This is a genomic window from Vreelandella sedimenti (assembly GCF_013416325.1).
Lineage (GTDB): Bacteria > Pseudomonadota > Gammaproteobacteria > Pseudomonadales > Halomonadaceae > Vreelandella > Vreelandella sedimenti.
This window is the reverse complement of sequence record NZ_JACCGK010000012.1, coordinates 68,716-85,252: the sequence shown is the minus strand read 5'-3', so window position 1 is coordinate 85,252 and position 16,537 is coordinate 68,716. Positions and strand designations below refer to the sequence as shown.

11 protein-coding genes are annotated in these 16,537 nt (G+C 56.3%); all 11 read left to right on the top strand.

Annotated elements, in window-relative coordinates; translation table 11 throughout:
* The first annotated feature begins 6 nt into the window (after nucleotides 1–6).
* The 11 genes from HZU72_RS14505 (at nucleotide 7) to eno (ending at nucleotide 16,133) form a co-directional block, all read left to right on the top strand.
* Nucleotides 7–579, top strand: coding sequence for a PilN domain-containing protein (locus HZU72_RS14505; protein ID WP_180093290.1), 573 nt, complete (start codon nucleotides 7–9; stop codon nucleotides 577–579).
* The gene (locus HZU72_RS14500) at nucleotides 576–1,235 is read left to right on the top strand and encodes a type IV pilus inner membrane component PilO (RefSeq protein ID WP_180093288.1); all 660 of its coding nucleotides are present in this window, start codon (nucleotides 576–578) and stop codon (nucleotides 1,233–1,235) included. The genes HZU72_RS14505 and HZU72_RS14500 overlap by 4 nt, the downstream gene beginning before the upstream one ends.
* Nucleotides 1,232–1,783 carry a pilus assembly protein PilP gene (locus HZU72_RS14495; RefSeq protein ID WP_180093286.1) on the top strand — a complete coding sequence of 184 codons (552 nt, stop codon included), beginning with the start codon at nucleotides 1,232–1,234 and terminating at the stop codon, nucleotides 1,781–1,783. Before HZU72_RS14500 ends, HZU72_RS14495 begins: the two co-directional genes overlap by 4 nt.
* A gap of 13 nt (nucleotides 1,784–1,796) precedes the next feature.
* Nucleotides 1,797–3,851: a type IV pilus secretin PilQ gene (locus HZU72_RS14490; RefSeq protein WP_180093284.1), complete on the top strand. Its 2,055-nt coding sequence runs from the start codon at nucleotides 1,797–1,799 to the stop codon at nucleotides 3,849–3,851.
* Nucleotides 3,851–4,429 carry a shikimate kinase AroK gene (gene aroK / locus HZU72_RS14485; RefSeq protein ID WP_180093282.1) on the top strand — a complete coding sequence of 193 codons (579 nt, stop codon included), beginning with the start codon at nucleotides 3,851–3,853 and terminating at the stop codon, nucleotides 4,427–4,429. The genes HZU72_RS14490 and aroK overlap by 1 nt, the downstream gene beginning before the upstream one ends.
* Complete coding sequence (gene aroB / locus HZU72_RS14480; RefSeq protein ID WP_180093280.1) at nucleotides 4,426–5,544, top strand: 3-dehydroquinate synthase; 1,119 nt, start codon at nucleotides 4,426–4,428, stop codon at nucleotides 5,542–5,544. Before aroK ends, aroB begins: the two co-directional genes overlap by 4 nt.
* A gap of 540 nt (nucleotides 5,545–6,084) precedes the next feature.
* A complete protein-coding gene (gltB, locus tag HZU72_RS14475; protein ID WP_180093278.1) occupies nucleotides 6,085–10,527 on the top strand; it encodes a glutamate synthase large subunit in 4,443 nt (1,480 codons plus the stop codon).
* A 36-nt stretch (nucleotides 10,528–10,563) separates the two neighbouring features.
* On the top strand, nucleotides 10,564–11,982 hold the full coding sequence (locus tag HZU72_RS14470) for a glutamate synthase small subunit GltD family protein (RefSeq protein ID WP_180093276.1): 1,419 nt from the start codon (nucleotides 10,564–10,566) through the stop codon (nucleotides 11,980–11,982).
* 262 nt (nucleotides 11,983–12,244) lie between these two features.
* Nucleotides 12,245–13,900, top strand: coding sequence for a CTP synthase (gene pyrG, locus HZU72_RS14465; RefSeq protein WP_180093274.1), 1,656 nt, complete (start codon nucleotides 12,245–12,247; stop codon nucleotides 13,898–13,900).
* Between the two features lie 12 nt (nucleotides 13,901–13,912).
* Nucleotides 13,913–14,776: a 3-deoxy-8-phosphooctulonate synthase gene (kdsA, locus tag HZU72_RS14460; RefSeq protein WP_180093272.1), complete on the top strand. Its 864-nt coding sequence runs from the start codon at nucleotides 13,913–13,915 to the stop codon at nucleotides 14,774–14,776.
* 67 nt (nucleotides 14,777–14,843) lie between these two features.
* Complete coding sequence (eno, locus tag HZU72_RS14455) at nucleotides 14,844–16,133, top strand: phosphopyruvate hydratase (RefSeq protein WP_180093270.1); 1,290 nt, start codon at nucleotides 14,844–14,846, stop codon at nucleotides 16,131–16,133.
* Nucleotides 16,134–16,537 lie beyond the last annotated feature (404 nt).

Below are 16,537 nucleotides of genomic sequence, written 5' to 3'. Positions count from 1 at the left end.
TCGCCAATGAGCATGGCCATTAACCTACTGCCCTGGCGTGAAGCGCAACGTGAACGGCGAACCCACACATTCTTCGTCGTGGTGGCGGGCATGCTGGTGGTGGGTGTCGTGCTTGGCCTGCTGGTCGCGCATTTTTACCAGCTCAAGCTGGCAGCCCAGCAGCAACGCAATGCTTACATTAGTAGCCATATTGAGCGTCTTAATGCCGATATCGAGAGCGTCTCACGCTACGCCAGCGACGCTGAACGCTTAGGCGAACAGATCGCGGTGTTTCAAGCGCTGCAGACCGAACGAACGGATGCTGTGCAGCTGTTTAATGATGTGGCAGAGAGCGTGGCCAATGGCGTCATTTATCAACGCTTATCGAAGAGCGGTAATAACGTCAGTGTCACTGCGGTGGCAGGCAGTGAGCGCCAGGTTCCCGAGCAACTGCGCCGCATTGCCGCTCTACCGGGGTTAGCCGTGCCCTCGCTATTGGCGGTTGAGAGTGAGCAAAACGGCTCAGGCCGTGTATTTCGTTTTGATGTGGAACAGACCGCCACCGTGCTGCCGCAAGACGTTGAGGAGGCGCTTCCATGACGCTTAACCGCGAGCAGTGGGCTATTGAGTGGCAGCGCCTGCGCAATGTCGACTGGCGGGATCTAGACGTTAAAGAGGCCGGCGGCTGGCCGTGGCTATTAAAAGTGCTGTGTTGCTGCTTGGCACTGCTAGCGGCATTAAGTGTGATGATGTGGTTAGTGGTGAGTGAACAGCGCGAGGCCTTTATGACCGCCCAGCGTCAAGAAGCCAGGCTGCTGAGCGAATACCGCAGCAAAGCCTCGCAAGCAGCCTTCCTGTCGGAAATGCGCGATCAGTTGGCGACCCTGGAAGGGCAGATGGGGCGCTTGCGTACCATGCTCCCTACCGATGCAGAAATCCCCTCGCTGCTGGATAGCATTAGCGATGCCGCCGCCGATAACCGCCTGACCATTGAAACGATTCGGCTGCGCCCAACGCAAGCCCAGGCCCATTATGTCGAGCAGCCGCTGGATATACAGGTGCGTGGCGGCTATCACCAATTAGCGCGCTTTAGTGCCGATATTGCCTCGCTACCCCGTATGCTGACCCAGCACGATTTTAACCTGGAACCCGTCGATGGCCGCGGCGAAGCGCTGCGCCTTTCGCTCTTGGCTCGCACCTACCACTACGTGGAAGAGAGCGACCAAGCCTCCACAGAGGGGGAGCAGGCGCCATGAGAGCTAAACAGCTACCGTTTGCGGCAAAGTTAGTAACCTTGGGGGGCTCCGCGGTGGTGCTTACAGGCTGTGCGGACGCCGACTTGGCTCAGCTTGAAGGCACGCTGGCTGATATTCGTCAGTCCCCTGGCGGGCAACCGCCGGTTATGGCTGTCGCGCTGCCCGAAAGCCTGGATTTGTCCTATTTGTATAGCGGCGGGCGTAGCCCCTTTTTGCCCCCCGACGAGATTGCTCAGGATAGCGCTGATCGAGGCGAAACTGCATTCGCTCCCGACCAGCAGCGCACGCCAGAGCCGCTGGAGCGCTTCTCACTGCAAGAGCTGCGATTGGTCGGTACCATGCGTATGGGAGAGCGACAAGTGGCGTTGATTGCATCGCCGGATGGCAACGTGACCAGCGTCAAAGAGGGTAACTATATGGGCACCGACTATGGGCGTATCGCCCAGATCAACGCACAAGAAATACGCGTTACCGAACGGGTGTTAACTCAGCCTGAGGGGTGGCAGGAGCGGCAAGTGTCACTAGTCATCAACGAAAACAGCGAGTAAGCGGATACAGCTCATGGCAGTTACAGCTTGGCGAATCACTTTCTACATGGCCATGGCCGCACTATGCTCACTGTTGCCCTCATTGGCGGCTGCCTCGGTGCTGACCGGTATTGAGGTTCAACCCGCTAAGAAAGGTGGAACCCACCTTGACCTGCGTTTTACCGGCGGTGTGCCTGAGCTACGCAGCTACCGCTTAGACTCCCCTCCCCGAGTGATGCTGGATTTGGCAGCAACCCAAAGCGGTCTCGCGGATCGGCGCATCAACGTTAATCGTAACGGTATCGAACAGATTACCTCTCTGGAGGGTAATGGCCGCACACGTTTGGTGGTCAATCTGAGCGAGTCTCAGGCGTTCACATCACGGGTAATGGATAATCGCCTACGCATTACCTTTGCTTCAGGTGTCAGCCGCTCGCCTAGCCCTTCTCCCAGCATCGCTTCAGCGGGGCTTGAAACCGATGAAGGGCCGCAGGTTGAAAATATTGACTTTCGTCGTGGTGCAGGTGGTGCCGGACGGTTGATAGTCACCTTTGATCGCGAAGGCGTCGAGGCGAACGTGCGGGAAGATGGTCCCGATCAAGTGATGGTGGATCTGCGCGATGTGGCGATTCCAGACTCGCTTAACCAAGTCTACGATGTCACCGATTTCGCCACTCCCATCACACGGATTACGCCCCGCACCAGCCATGACGCCACCCAGTTAGCGATCGCCACGCAGGGCGCTTATGCGATGATCTCCACGCAAAGTGGCCGTACGCTGACTGTGGAAGTCCAGCCCGCCAGTCAGGAGGTGCAACCCTCCCAGGCGGCAGGTGAACGCTTCACCGGCGAACGGTTGAGTCTTAATTTTCAGGATATAGAAGTACGCTCGGTGCTAGCGAAGCTGGCCGAATTTACCGGGCTAAATTTAGTCGCCAGCGATAGCGTATCGGGGCGTGTAACGCTCAATTTAAATGATGTGCCCTGGGATCAGGCGCTCGAATTGATTCTGCAAAGTAAGAGGCTATCGAGTCGTGAGCAGGGCAATGTGATCGTGGTAGCGCCCGCTAGTGAATTGGCCGATTTGGAACGCCAAGAGCTAGAAGCGCGCAATCAACGCGAAACGCTCTCGCCGTTGGTCACTGAGTTTATCGAGATCAAGTATGCGCGGGCCAAAGATTTAGCTCAGTTGCTACGCGGAGGTGACGGCTTTGGTTTGCTCACCGAGCGGGGGCGCGTCAGCATTGATAACCGCACCAATACGCTGCTGGTGCAAGATACCGCTGATCAAGTGCGCGATATTGCCCACACCATTGACCGCCTGGATGTGGCTGTTCGGCAGGTACAGATTGAGGCGCGCATTGTCATTGCAAGGGACACTGCTTCCCGTGAACTGGGAGTTAACTGGGGTATGTCGAGTACCCGCGGCTTTCAGGAGGGGGAAGACGGCACCTTCAGTCGACGGAATATCAACCCCGGTGGCATCAACCGGGCACAGGGCGGCTTGGCTGTGGATTTAGGTGCTGCCACTGGTCCGGGCACCGGCTTTAGCTTTGGCTACTTATCCGGTGATATCCTGTTGGATTTGGAGCTGCGCGCACTGGAAAGTGAAGGGAAAAGCCAGACTATTTCTCAGCCTAGAATTATTACCGCCAATCAACGTACCGCCAAAATTAGCCAGGGGGAAGAGCGTGCCTTCCAGAGCGTGGATGGCAACGACAACCCAGATACTGAATTCAAAGAAGCCGAGCTTTCATTGGAAGTCACCCCGCAGATTACCCCGGATAACCGCATTATTATGGATCTGGTGATTAAAAATGACAGCTTTCGTGAATCGGCGTTTGGCGGTGAACCGCCGATTGATACCAACCAGATTGAGACCCAAGTGCTGGTAGATAACGGCCAAACGGTGGTGTTAGGCGGAATTTTGACCACCGAAGAGCTGCGCCAAATCGCCAAAACACCGCTTTTGGGTGATATTCCTTTGCTCGGTAGACTGTTTCGCTATACCGAAGAGAGCAATGAAAAGGTAGAGTTGTTAGTCTTTATTACTCCACGACTCCTAGACGATGGCTTAACGGTTCGCTGATGCAGGATTTACCCAATTTATTTCTCATAGGCCCCATGGGGGCTGGCAAAAGCACCATTGGTCGCCTATTGGCGGCCGAGCTTGCGCGCCCGTTTTACGACAGTGACCACGCCATCCAAGACCGCTGCGGGGCAGATATCCCGTGGATTTTTGATGTCGAGGGCGAACAAGGCTTTCGCCTGCGGGAAATTCATATGATTGATGAGCTAACCCGGCTCTCTCCGGTTGTGGTTGCCACGGGCGGCGGTGCGGTGCTGCGCGAAGAGAATCGCCGTGCACTGCGTGAGCGTGGCACGGTGGTGTATCTGCTCACCACCGTCGACCAACAGCTCAAACGGACAGCGAAAGATCGCAACCGGCCACTACTGCAGTGCGCCAACCGCGAGCAGGTGCTTAACGATATGTTTGCCCAGCGCGACCCGCTCTATCGCGCCACCTCGGATATTGCCGTGCGCACCGACCGTCGCAGCCCGCGGGCGGTGGTTAATGAAATTCTGCGCCGGGTGCATCGGCTGGTGGATCCACTTGAGCCCTCATCATCGTCGGCTAGAAAGCTTAACCATAAGGTATCGCAATGAACTCGACAGCCAGCGCGCAACGCACCCTTCATGTTGCTTTAGATGAGCGCAGCTATCCGATTCATATTGGCACCGAGCTGATGGGGCGTGCCGATATGCTAACGCCTTATCTGGCCGGCCAGCAGGTGATGGTCGTCACTAACGAGACTATCGCGCCGCTCTACCTGGACAAGCTTTGCGCTAGCCTGCCGGATCATCTGGAAGTGCGCACGGTCATACTCCCAGATGGCGAGCAATACAAAACCATCGAACAGGTCAGCCGTATTTGGGATGCGCTGCTAGAGGCCGGTTTTAACCGTCGCTGCACGCTAATTGCTTTAGGCGGTGGAGTGATCGGCGATATGGTCGGCTACGCCGCTGCTTCCTATCAGCGAGGTGTAGCGTTTATCCAAGTGCCCACCACGCTGCTTTCCCAGGTGGATTCGTCGGTGGGGGGTAAAACCGGCGTTAACCATCCGCTGGGTAAAAACATGATTGGCGCCTTCTGGCAGCCCAAAGCAGTGCTGGTGGATATTGATACGCTCAAGAGTCTACCCCGTCGCGAACTCTCCGCCGGGCTGGCTGAGGTCATCAAGTACGGGCTGATCCGCGACGAAGCGTTTTTAAGCTGGCTGGAAGCTAACATGCCCGCACTGCTTGATGTGGAGCCTGAGGTCGTCGCAGAAGCCATTGCACGCAGTTGCCAAATCAAAGCAGACATTGTTGCCGAAGATGAGACGGAACAGGGCGTCCGCGCGCTGCTCAACCTGGGTCACACCTTTGGCCATGCCATTGAGGCGCATCAGGGCTACGGCAACTGGCTACACGGCGAAGCAGTGGGCGCTGGTATGGCCATGGCGGCAACGCTTTCCCGACGCTTGGGCTGGCTCACCGATGCAGCGCTAGCACGAAGTCTGGCGGTGATCGAGAGCGCCGAGCTACCGTTAGCGGCACCGGCGAATATGGACAGCGATGACTTTTTAACCCGCATGCGGCTGGATAAGAAAAATATCGATACGCGGCTGCGCTTGGTGCTGCTTAACGCTCTGGGCGATGCTTGTGTTAGCGATGCCACGCCTGTTGACGTCCTTCGCACGCTGCTCGATGATTACCCGCGCTGCCAAGTGGCAAAGTAATCCTTTCACCCGCTAGTCATTCAAAACTTATTCATTTCAAAACCTGGCCATTTCAAGACCTGGTCAGCTATATCTTGCCCGCCCAATGGATCGCTTCTTGTAGAGTGGTTTTCATTGGGCGGTTTTTTATTCGCTCGGCTACATCGTGAGCCCATTTGTCGAACACTGTTTTATATAATCCGTATGCCTTATGCGCTATCGGCATGGGTTTGTGGGTGCTATTTAGACTAAAGTTTAATGGAAAACAAAAAGCGTTAAAATAGCGTTTTAGATTGTTACAAGTGGTTGAAGTATATGTATTTTCTCCTTAAATGAGGATGCAAATACAGGATTTGAAAAGAGTTTCTCTAACGATATGGGCGCCAAGAGATTGCGCAAAGTGGTTGGCAATCGCTATGCTGACCGGCCATTTTGTTGCGGCAGCGAACGTGGGAAGTACCCCATTCAGGGCAGGTTATAAGCACTATAAAAAAAGCGAAACCGTCCTTTATACCATAAGCACGCTGCTAAAAAAATACGCTGACTAGTAGAGGCACGCCCATGAATAAAGGTCTTCACCAGCCTGGCGAGTTTCGCGATAACTGTGGTTTTGGCCTGATTGCCCATATGGAAGGCCAGGCTAGCCATGATTTGCTGAAAACTGCCATTGAATCCCTGACCTGCATGACCCACCGGGGTGGTATCGCTGCCGACGGCAAAACCGGCGATGGCTGTGGTTTGCTGTTGAAAATGCCCACTCCGTTTATGCAGGCGCTGGCCAAAGAGGCGTTCGATGCCGAGCTGGGCGAACGTTTTGCCGTGGGTGTCGTGTTTCTACCTAACGATGATGCCCGTGAAGCGCGTGCTCGCGACACCCTGACGGGGGAGCTGGAAGCGCGTGGTCTTAACGTGTTGGGCTGGCGCGATGTGCCCACTGACTCCAGCGTTTGCGGCCCCATGGCGCTGGACTGCTTGCCGCGTATTCGTCAGCTGTTTGTACAGCCAGGCCAGGGTGAGCACTTCGATGTTGACCTTTTTATGGCCCGCCGCCGTGCCGAGCAGGCGCTTCGCGATGAAGAAGACTTCTACGTCGCCTCGCTCTCGTCAGAAGTGGTCTCCTATAAAGGCCTGGTGATGCCGGAAGACCTACCGGCGTTTTATCAGGACTTGAATGACCCGCGTCTGGAAACCGCTATTTGCGTGTTCCACCAGCGCTTCTCGACCAATACCGCGCCGCGCTGGCCGCTGGCGCAGCCGTTCCGCCTATTGGCCCACAACGGCGAGATCAACACCATTGAGGCCAACCGCGGTTGGGCGAACTCGCGTAAAGCCAATTTCGTTAACGATCGCCTGCCGGATATCGCCGAGCTGGATGAGATCGTCAACACCACTGGCTCTGACTCCTCCAGTATGGACAACATGCTGGAAGTGTTGCTTACCGGCGGCATGGAACTACACCGCGCGGTACGCATGATGGTGCCGCCCGCCTGGCAGAACGTAGAGACTATGGACGCCGAGCTGCGCGCCTTCTACGAATACAACTCCATGCACATGGAGCCGTGGGACGGTCCGGCGGGCGTAGTGATGACCGACGGCCGCCAAGCGGTGTGTATGCTAGACCGTAACGGCCTGCGCCCGGCGCGCTGGGTAATTACCAAGAATGGTTACATTACCCTGGCCTCTGAAATTGGCACCTACGGCTATAAGCCGGAAGACGTGGTCGCTAAAGGTCGCGTTGGCCCTGGTCAAATGCTCGCCGTGGATACCGAAACCGGCGAAGTGCTGCACACCACCGATATCGATGAGCGGCTGAAATCCGCTTACCCCTATAAGCGTTGGCTTAAGCAGGAGGCGAACTATTTAGAGTCGGCACTGACCGAGCTTGCGCGTTTCCAAACCATGGATACCGATTCGCTCAACGTTCAGCAGAAGTTGTTCCAGGTTAGCTTCGAAGAGCGCGACCAGGTGCTGCGCCCGCTGGCAGAGAGTGGCCAGGAAGCCGTTGGCTCCATGGGCGACGATACGCCCATGGCGGTGCTGTCGAGCCGCCCGCGCCTGCTGACTGACTTCTTCCGTCAGAAGTTTGCCCAGGTCACCAACCCGCCCATAGACCCGCTGCGCGAAGCGATCGTGATGTCGCTGGAAACCTGCTGTGGCGCTGAGCTTAACGTCTTTAAAGCGACGCCTGAGCACGCGCATCGCTTGATCTTGACCACGCCGGTACTGTCCCCACGCAAGTTTACTGCCCTGGTTAGCCAGGACGATCCGGCGTTTGCCAGCTATACACTGTCGTTGGGTTACGACCCCGAACAGCAGAGCTTGCATCAAGCGCTTAAGGCTTTATGTGAAGAGGCAGAAGCTCAAGTCCGCGCCGGTAAGGTCATTCTGGTACTCACCGACGCGGAACTGGCGAAAGGCCTGATTCCCATTCAGGCCGCCCTGGCCGTGGGTGCCGTGCACTCTCACTTAGGCCGGTTGGCACTGCGCCCCAACGCTAATATCGTGGTAGAAACCGGCTACGCTCGCGACGCCCATCAAATGGCGGTGCTGTTTGGCGTGGGCGCTACGGCGGTTTATCCGTGGCTCGCTTATCAGGTCATGGCGGATATGCACCGCACGGGCGAGCTTACTGGCAACCCGGCTGACGGTCGCGAGAACTACCGTAAAGGGCTGCAGAAAGGCCTGTTCAAGATCCTGTCTAAAATGGGTATCTCGACGCTGGCTTCCTACCGCGGCTCGATGCTGTTTGAAGCCGTGGGCTTGGCAGATGAAGTAATGGATCTCTGCTTTGTCGGTATGGCCTCGCGCATTCAGGGCGCCGGTTTTGCCGAGCTTCAGATGCAGCAGGCGCTGCTGGCAAAAGATGCCTGGATCCCCCGTAAAGGAATCTCCCAAGGCGGGATGTTCAAGTATGTCCACGGCCACGAATACCACGCCTACAACCCCGATGTGGTGATGTCGCTTCAGGCCGCGGTTCAAGAGGGCAGCTACACCAAGTGGAAGAAGTTCGCCCAGTTGGTGAACGAGCGCCCGGTGGCCACCATCCGCGATCTGCTCAAGCTCAAACCAGTTGAAACGCCGTTGCCACTTGACGAGGTTGAGCCGGTTGAAGCGCTGCTGCCACGCTTTGACAGTGCGGGCATGTCGCTGGGTGCGCTGTCGCCGGAAGCCCACGAAGCGTTGGCCCAGGCCATGAACGAAGCGGGCGGCCGCTCCAATTCAGGGGAAGGCGGCGAAGACCCAGCACGCTACGGCACGGTGCGCAGCTCGAAGATCAAGCAAATCGCCTCCGGTCGTTTTGGCGTGACGCCACATTACCTGGTCAATGCGGAAGTGCTGCAGATCAAAGTCGCCCAGGGCGCCAAGCCCGGCGAAGGTGGTCAGCTGCCCGGCGGTAAAGTGAACGAACTGATTGCCCGGCTGCGCTACGCAGTCCCCGGCGTCACGCTGATTTCACCGCCGCCACACCACGATATTTACTCTATCGAGGATTTGGCTCAGTTGATTTTTGACCTTAAGCAGGTCAATCCTGAGGCTCAGGTGTCGGTGAAGCTGGTTTCCGAGCCGGGGATCGGCACGATCGCCACCGGTGTGGCCAAAGCCTACGCCGACCTGATTACCGTCTCCGGTTACGACGGTGGCACGGCGGCGAGTCCGTTGACCTCCATCAAACACGCCGGTTCACCCTGGGAGCTGGGGCTACCGGAAGTACACCAGGCGCTACGTATCAACGGCCTGCGTGACAAGATTCGCCTGCAGACCGACGGCGGGCTGAAAACCGGCTTAGACGTTGTTAAAGCAGCGATTCTGGGTGCTGAAAGTTTCGGTTTTGGTACCGCGCCGATGGTGGCGCTGGGCTGTAAGTACCTGCGCATCTGTCACCTCAACAACTGCGCCACCGGTGTGGCCACCCAGGATGATTTCCTGCGCGGCGAGCACTTCCGCGGCACCGTGGATATGGTCAAAAACTACTTCCGCTTTATCGCTGAAGAAGTGCGCGAGCTGATGGCAGCGCTGGGTGTGCGCAAGCTGACCGATCTAATTGGACGTACTGACTTGCTGGAAGTGTTGGAAGGTAATACGCCTTCTCAGCGTAAGCTCGACTTAACGCCGCTGCTGGCCAATGATTTTGTACCTAAAGACGCGCCGCAGTTCTGCAAGGTCAACCGTAACGTGCCTCACGATCCGGGTGCCAAAAATCAGGAAGTGCTGGCGGCCTTGAAAGACGCTATCGAAAATCAGTCAGGCGGTGAGTTTGATTTCACCATCACCAACTGTGACCGCAGCGTGGCCGCGTTAACGTCCGGCGCCATCGCCAAGCGCTATGGCGAAGAGGGTCTGGAAGCTGCGCCGATCACCGCCCGCTTTACCGGGGTGGCGGGGCAGAGCTTCGGGGTGTGGAACGCTCGTGGCCTGAACCTCTACCTGGAAGGCGACGCCAACGACTACGTCGGCAAGGGCATGAACGGCGGCAGTATCGTGATTGTGCCGCCCAAAGTCAGCCAGTTTGAGAGTCATAAAACGGCCATTATCGGCAACACCTGCCTTTACGGTGCCACCGGCGGGACGCTATTTGCCGCCGGTACCGCGGGCGAGCGCTTTGCAGTGCGTAACTCTGGTGCCTCTGCGGTGATCGAGGGTGCAGGCGACCACTGCTGCGAATATATGACCGGCGGTCTGGTCTGCGTGCTCGGTGAGACCGGGGTCAACTTCGGTGCGGGCATGACCGGCGGGTTTGCCTATGTGTTGGATGAAGAGCGCACCTTCGTGGACAAGTACAACCACGAACTGGTCGAAATTCACCGCGTTAACACAGAGGCCATGGAGGCGTATCGTCGTCACCTGCGTGAAATGATAGAAGCCTATGTGGCCGCGACGGATTCCGCGCGTGGGGCGGCTATTCTGGAAGACTTCAGCGACTATGCACGCCACTTCTGGCTGGTTAAGCCAAAAGCGGCCAGCTTGGGTAGTTTGCTGGATCAGTCTCGGCGTCAGCCGCAATAACCCGTTTATGCCCCTCACGCTGACAGGAGAAAGATCATGGCTAACCGTTTAAATAACGATTTTCAGTTTGTAGATGTGGGTCGTCAGGATCCACAGAAGAAAGACGCCCGTGCCCGTGCCAAAGAGTTTGCGGAAATTTACGAACCTTACAAGCCCACCGATGCGGCGAGCCAAGCGCATCGCTGTCTGCACTGCGGTAACCCGTACTGCGAGTGGAAGTGCCCAGTGCACAACTACATTCCTAACTGGCTGCAGCTGGTGGTGGAAGGCAATATTATTGAAGCCGCTGAGCTTTCACACAAAACTAATTCGCTGCCCGAAGTATGTGGCCGCGTGTGCCCGCAGGATCGTCTTTGTGAAGGCGATTGCACGCTGAACGACGGCTTTGGCGCGGTGACCATCGGTTCGGTGGAGAAGTACATCACCGATACGGCGTTTGCCATGGGCTGGCGTCCGGATATGTCCCACGTTACCTGGACCGATAAAAAGGTCGCCATCATTGGCGCAGGCCCTGCAGGGCTGGGCTGTGCGGATATTTTGGCCCGTAACGGCGTCAAGCCGGTGGTGTTCGACAAGTACCCGGAAATCGGTGGCCTGCTGACCTTTGGTATTCCCGAGTTTAAGCTGGAAAAGAGCGTGATGGAGCGCCGCCGGGCAGTCTTTGAAGAGATGGGTGTCGAGTTCCGTCTTAACACCGAAATCGGCTCCGATATCGAATTTGAGACCCTGATGCAGGAGTACGACGCGGTCTTCCTGGGCATGGGTACCTATAAGTACATGGAAGGTGGCTTCCCTGGTGAAGATCTGCCGGGCGTGTACAAGGCCCTCGATTTCCTGATTGCCAACGTCAATCGCTGCTTAGGCTTCGAGAAGGATCCCAACGACTATATCTCCATGGAAGACAAGCGCGTGGTGGTGCTGGGCGGCGGCGACACGGCGATGGACTGTAACCGTACCTCTATCCGTCAAAATGCGGCCAGCGTGACCTGTGCGTATCGTCGTGACGAGGGCAACATGCCGGGGTCGCGCCGTGAGGTCTCCAATGCCCGTGAAGAGGGCGTTGAGTTTCTGTTCAACCGTCAGCCGGTGGCGGTCATCGGTGAAGAGAAGGTCGAAGGCGTGAAGGTTGTGCGCACCCGCTTGGGCGAGCCGGACGAAAACGGCCGTCAGCGTCCGGAAGTAGTGCCCGGTTCTGAAGAGATCATTGCGGCGGATGCTGTGGTTATTGCTTTTGGCTTCCAGGCAAGCCCCGCACCGTGGTTCGATAGCGCCAATATTCAGGTCGACGAGCGTGATCGCGTCACCGCGCCGGAGCACGGCCAGTACGCCTTCCAAACCAGCAACGAAAAAATCTTTGCCGGTGGCGATATGGTGCGCGGCTCTGATTTGGTGGTCACGGCGATTTACGAAGGCCGTCAAGCTGCAGAAGGCATTCTGGACTACCTGGGCGTATAGAGCGTGTCTGATGCATAGAGCAGCTCCAGGGATAGGTCGTAGCGAGGGTCTTTTGTCATGGATGACAAAAGTAGCGCCCAGGGATGGGTTCACAGCGCCCTCGCGTAGACCTATCGCTGGGGCGGTTGCACAAGCGTGATTAAGGTGAGTAGTTTTGGCTGCTCAGTTCAAATTGAGCCTTAGGTCGTAATCTGCTAGTCTGTCGACCCATCCTGGCGTGGCTTTCTGCCGTGCCTTCTGATCACGTTTCGACAGGTTATCCATGACACGATATATCTTCGTGACCGGCGGCGTTGTGTCCTCTCTTGGCAAGGGCATCGCCTCCGCCTCGCTTGCGGCGATTTTAGAGGCCCGCGGCCTTAAGGTCACCATGCTCAAGCTCGACCCGTACATCAACGTGGATCCGGGCACCATGAGCCCCTTCCAGCACGGTGAGGTGTTCGTCACAGAAGATGGCGCCGAAACCGACCTTGATCTCGGGCATTACGAGCGCTTTATTCGCACCAAGATGACCCAGCGCAACAACTTTACGACCGGTCGTGTCTACGAGCACGTGCTGCGTAAAGAGCGCCGTGGCGACTATCTAGGCGGCACCGTTCAGGTGATTCCGCATATCACCGACGAGATTAAAGAGCGCGTTTATGCGGGCGGTGAAGGTTTTGATGTGGCGCTGGTAGAGATCGGCGGCACGGTCGGTGATATCGAATCGCTGCCTTTCCTTGAGTCGATCCGCCAAATTCGTAGTGAGCAGGGCGCCAACCGCGCGCTGTTTATGCACCTGACCCTGGTGCCCTACATCAAGACGGCGGGTGAGACCAAAACCAAACCGACCCAGCACAGCGTTAAAGAGCTGCGTTCCATTGGTATCCAGCCGGATATTCTGATTTGCCGCAGCGAAGTTGAGCTGGAAGAGAGCGAGCGCCGCAAAATCGCCCTGTTCACCAACGTCGAAGAGCGTGCCGTGGTTCCGCTTCAGGATGCCGATACGATCTACCGCATTCCGCTGATGCTCCACGAGCACGGCCTGGATGAGATCGTTTGCGATAAGCTGCGTCTTGAAGCCCCTGAAGCCGATCTCTCTGAATGGGTGAAAGTGCTAGACGCCAAGCTCAACCCGCTCAAGTCGGTCAGCATCGCCATGGTGGGTAAGTACATGGAGCTGCTGGATGCCTACAAGTCGCTCAACGAAGCGCTGATTCACGCCGGTATCCAAGGACGCATCAAGGTCAACGTCGACTATATTGATTCAGAAGACATCGAGCGTCACGGCACTGAACGCTTGGCGGGTAAAGACGCCATTTTAGTGCCCGGCGGCTTTGGCGAGCGCGGCGTAGAAGGCAAGATTATGACCGCTCAATTCGCCCGCGAAAACAACGTGCCGTATCTAGGTATCTGCCTGGGTATGCAAGTGGCAGTAATTGAATTTGCCCGTAATGTGGCAGGCTGGAACGACGCCAACTCTACCGAGTTCACCCACGACACCCAGCACCCGGTAGTAGGTTTGATCACCGAGTGGCTAAGCCCTGAAGGCAAAGTCGAACTGCGCGATGCAGCGTCTGATTTAGGTGGCACCATGCGCTTAGGTGGTCAGGTGTGTCATTTGGCATCGGGAACCAAAGCGCGCGAAGCCTACGGCTCGGATGAGATTGTCGAGCGCCACCGTCACCGCTTTGAGGTCAATAACCAGTTTATCGATGAGCTTGAAAAGGCGGGCTTGGTTATCTCAGGCAAGAGCGTTGACCAATCGCTGGTTGAAGTCATCGAGTTGGCTGACCACCCTTGGTACGTAGCCTGCCAGTTCCACCCGGAGTTCACGTCTACTCCCCGGGATGGTCATCCGCTATTCTCGGGCTTTGTGAATGCTGCGTTGGAGCACAAAACAGCGCGCAGCCGCGCCCATGCGAATTCGCAGGAATAAGAGGGCAGAAGCATGGCTTTTCAAGAACGATCTCAAGAGCGTCATATTAACGTTGCCGGCTTAACCGCCGGCAATTCGTTACCGCTGATGCTGCTAGGTGGCATGAACGTGTTGGAGTCGGCCGAGCTTGCCGACGAAGTCGCTCAAGCCTACGCCACGGTGACCCAGAAACTGGGAATGCCCTACGTTTTCAAGGCCAGCTTTGATAAAGCCAATCGCAGTTCGATTCACTCCTACCGCGGCCCGGGTCTCGAGAAAGGGCTGCAGATACTGGCCGATATCAAAGCTCGCCACAACGTGCCGATCATCACTGACGTTCACGAGCCTTGGCAGGCAGAAGCAGCCGCTGAAGTCGCTGACATTATTCAACTGCCGGCCTTTTTGGCTCGCCAAACCGATTTGGTGGTCGCCATGGCCAAAACCGGCGCGGTCATCAATATTAAAAAGCCGCAGTTTTTGGCGCCCCATGAAATGCGTCATATCCTCAGCAAGTTCCAGGAAGCGGGTAACGACCAACTGATGCTCTGCGAGCGCGGCTCAAGCTTTGGTTACAACAATCTGATTGTTGATATGCTGGGCTTTGGTGATATGAAACAAACCGGCTATCCGGTATTTTTCGATGTGACCCACGCGCTGCAGCGCCCCGGTGGGCGTGCCGATAGTGCTGATGGGCGCCGTGCCCAGGTAGCGGAGTTAGCGCGTGCAGGCGTGGCTGTCGGCCTTGCCGGGCTGTTTTTAGAAGCTCACCCTGACCCTGATAACGCCAAGTGCGATGGGCCCTGTGCATTGCCGCTGGATCAATTAGAGCCGTTCTTGACTCAGCTTGCCCAGTTGGATGCACTGGTTAAAGGTTTTGAGCCGCTAACGATTCGCTAAGCTGTGTTTCGCTAACTTAGGTCGTTATATTAATAATTTTATCTGACTAACAGGAAAGGATACTGCCATGACCAAAATTGTTGCTATCAGTGCGTTGGAAGTGCTGGATTCCCGTGGTAACCCGACCGTGCAGGCCCACGTACGCCTAGCCAGTGGCGCTGTCGGTGAAGCCTGTGCCCCTAGTGGTGCCTCAACCGGTTCCAGGGAAGCGTTAGAGCTACGCGACGGCGATAAGTCGCGTTACCTGGGTAAAGGCGTGCTGAAAGCAGTCGATGCGGTTAATGGCAAAATTCGTGATGCGCTGCTGGGCATGGATGCGCGTGATCAGCGCGGCCTGGACGATGCCATGCTGGCGCTGGATGGCACGGAGAATAAAGCGAACTTGGGCGCGAACGCGATTTTGGCCGTTTCCCTGGCAGCGGCTAAAGCCGCTGCTAACGCCAAAGGCGTACCGCTATATGCCCACATTGCTGAACTTTATGGCCAGCCGGGTCAGTACAGCATGCCGGTGCCAATGATGAACATCATCAACGGCGGCGAGCACGCGGATAACAACGTCGATATCCAGGAATTTATGGTACAGCCAGTGGGCGCTCCTAACTTCCGCGAAGGGCTGCGGATGGGCGCGGAAATTTTCCACGCGCTGAAGAAGGTGCTCTCCGCGAAGGGGCTCTCTACATCCGTCGGTGACGAGGGCGGCTTTGCGCCTAACCTGGCATCTAACGCTGATGCGCTAGCGGTGATTAAACAGGCCGTTGCTGATGCAGGATACTCCCTGGGTAAAGACGTTACCTTGGCGCTGGATTGTGCTTCGTCTGAGTTTTACAAAGACGGTCAGTACAACCTTTCCGGTGAAGGCAAAAGCTACGACGCCCAAGGCTTTACTGATTACCTGGCAGGCCTGTGTGCCGATTATCCGATTGTGTCTATCGAAGACGGCATGGATGAATCAGATTGGGCGGGTTGGAAAGCGCTGACCGACAAGCTGGGCGATAAAGTGCAGCTGGTGGGCGATGATCTATTCGTGACCAATACCAAGATTCTCAAGCGCGGTATCGATGAGCAAATCGGTAACTCCATCCTGATCAAGTTCAACCAGATCGGCTCGCTCTCCGAGACGCTGGACGCGATTAAGATGGCGCAGGATGCAGGCTTTACGGCGGTTATTTCTCACCGCTCCGGTGAAACCGAAGATACCACCATTGCCGATTTGGCGGTGGGTACCTGCGCCGGTCAGATCAAAACGGGCTCACTTTGCCGCTCAGATCGGGTTGCCAAGTACAACCGCTTGCTGGTGATTGAAGCAGAGCTGGGTGATGTGACCTACCCAGGTTTGAAAGCCATTAAAGGGCAGTAAAATGCCAATATCGAGCGATTTTTTAGAGGTGCTTGTAAGAGATGTCTCAAAATTTTGTAAGAGATATCTTACAAATACCGACGAGAATCGCTCGGTTTAGGGTAAGAAATAGCGTACTTTGCCACTAATTTAAATTTAACTTATTGTTTAAAAAGTAGTTTTTTAAAAAAGGCGAGTCACAGCGACTCGCCTTTTTGCATTTTGGCTTTGTTGAGAAGTGGCCATGATCTGACACAATATGCACAGGACAAGGGGAGGCAAGGACGCTTCAGTCAGGATGCAGCGGGATGTAGGTCAGATGCGTCGGGTGATACAGTGAGGTGAGCCCCGGCAAGGACGTCATCTGAGGAGGTTGATCCAGGGAGTGGTCAGAGGAAGTGCTTGGAGCGGGCGGCCTACGGGTC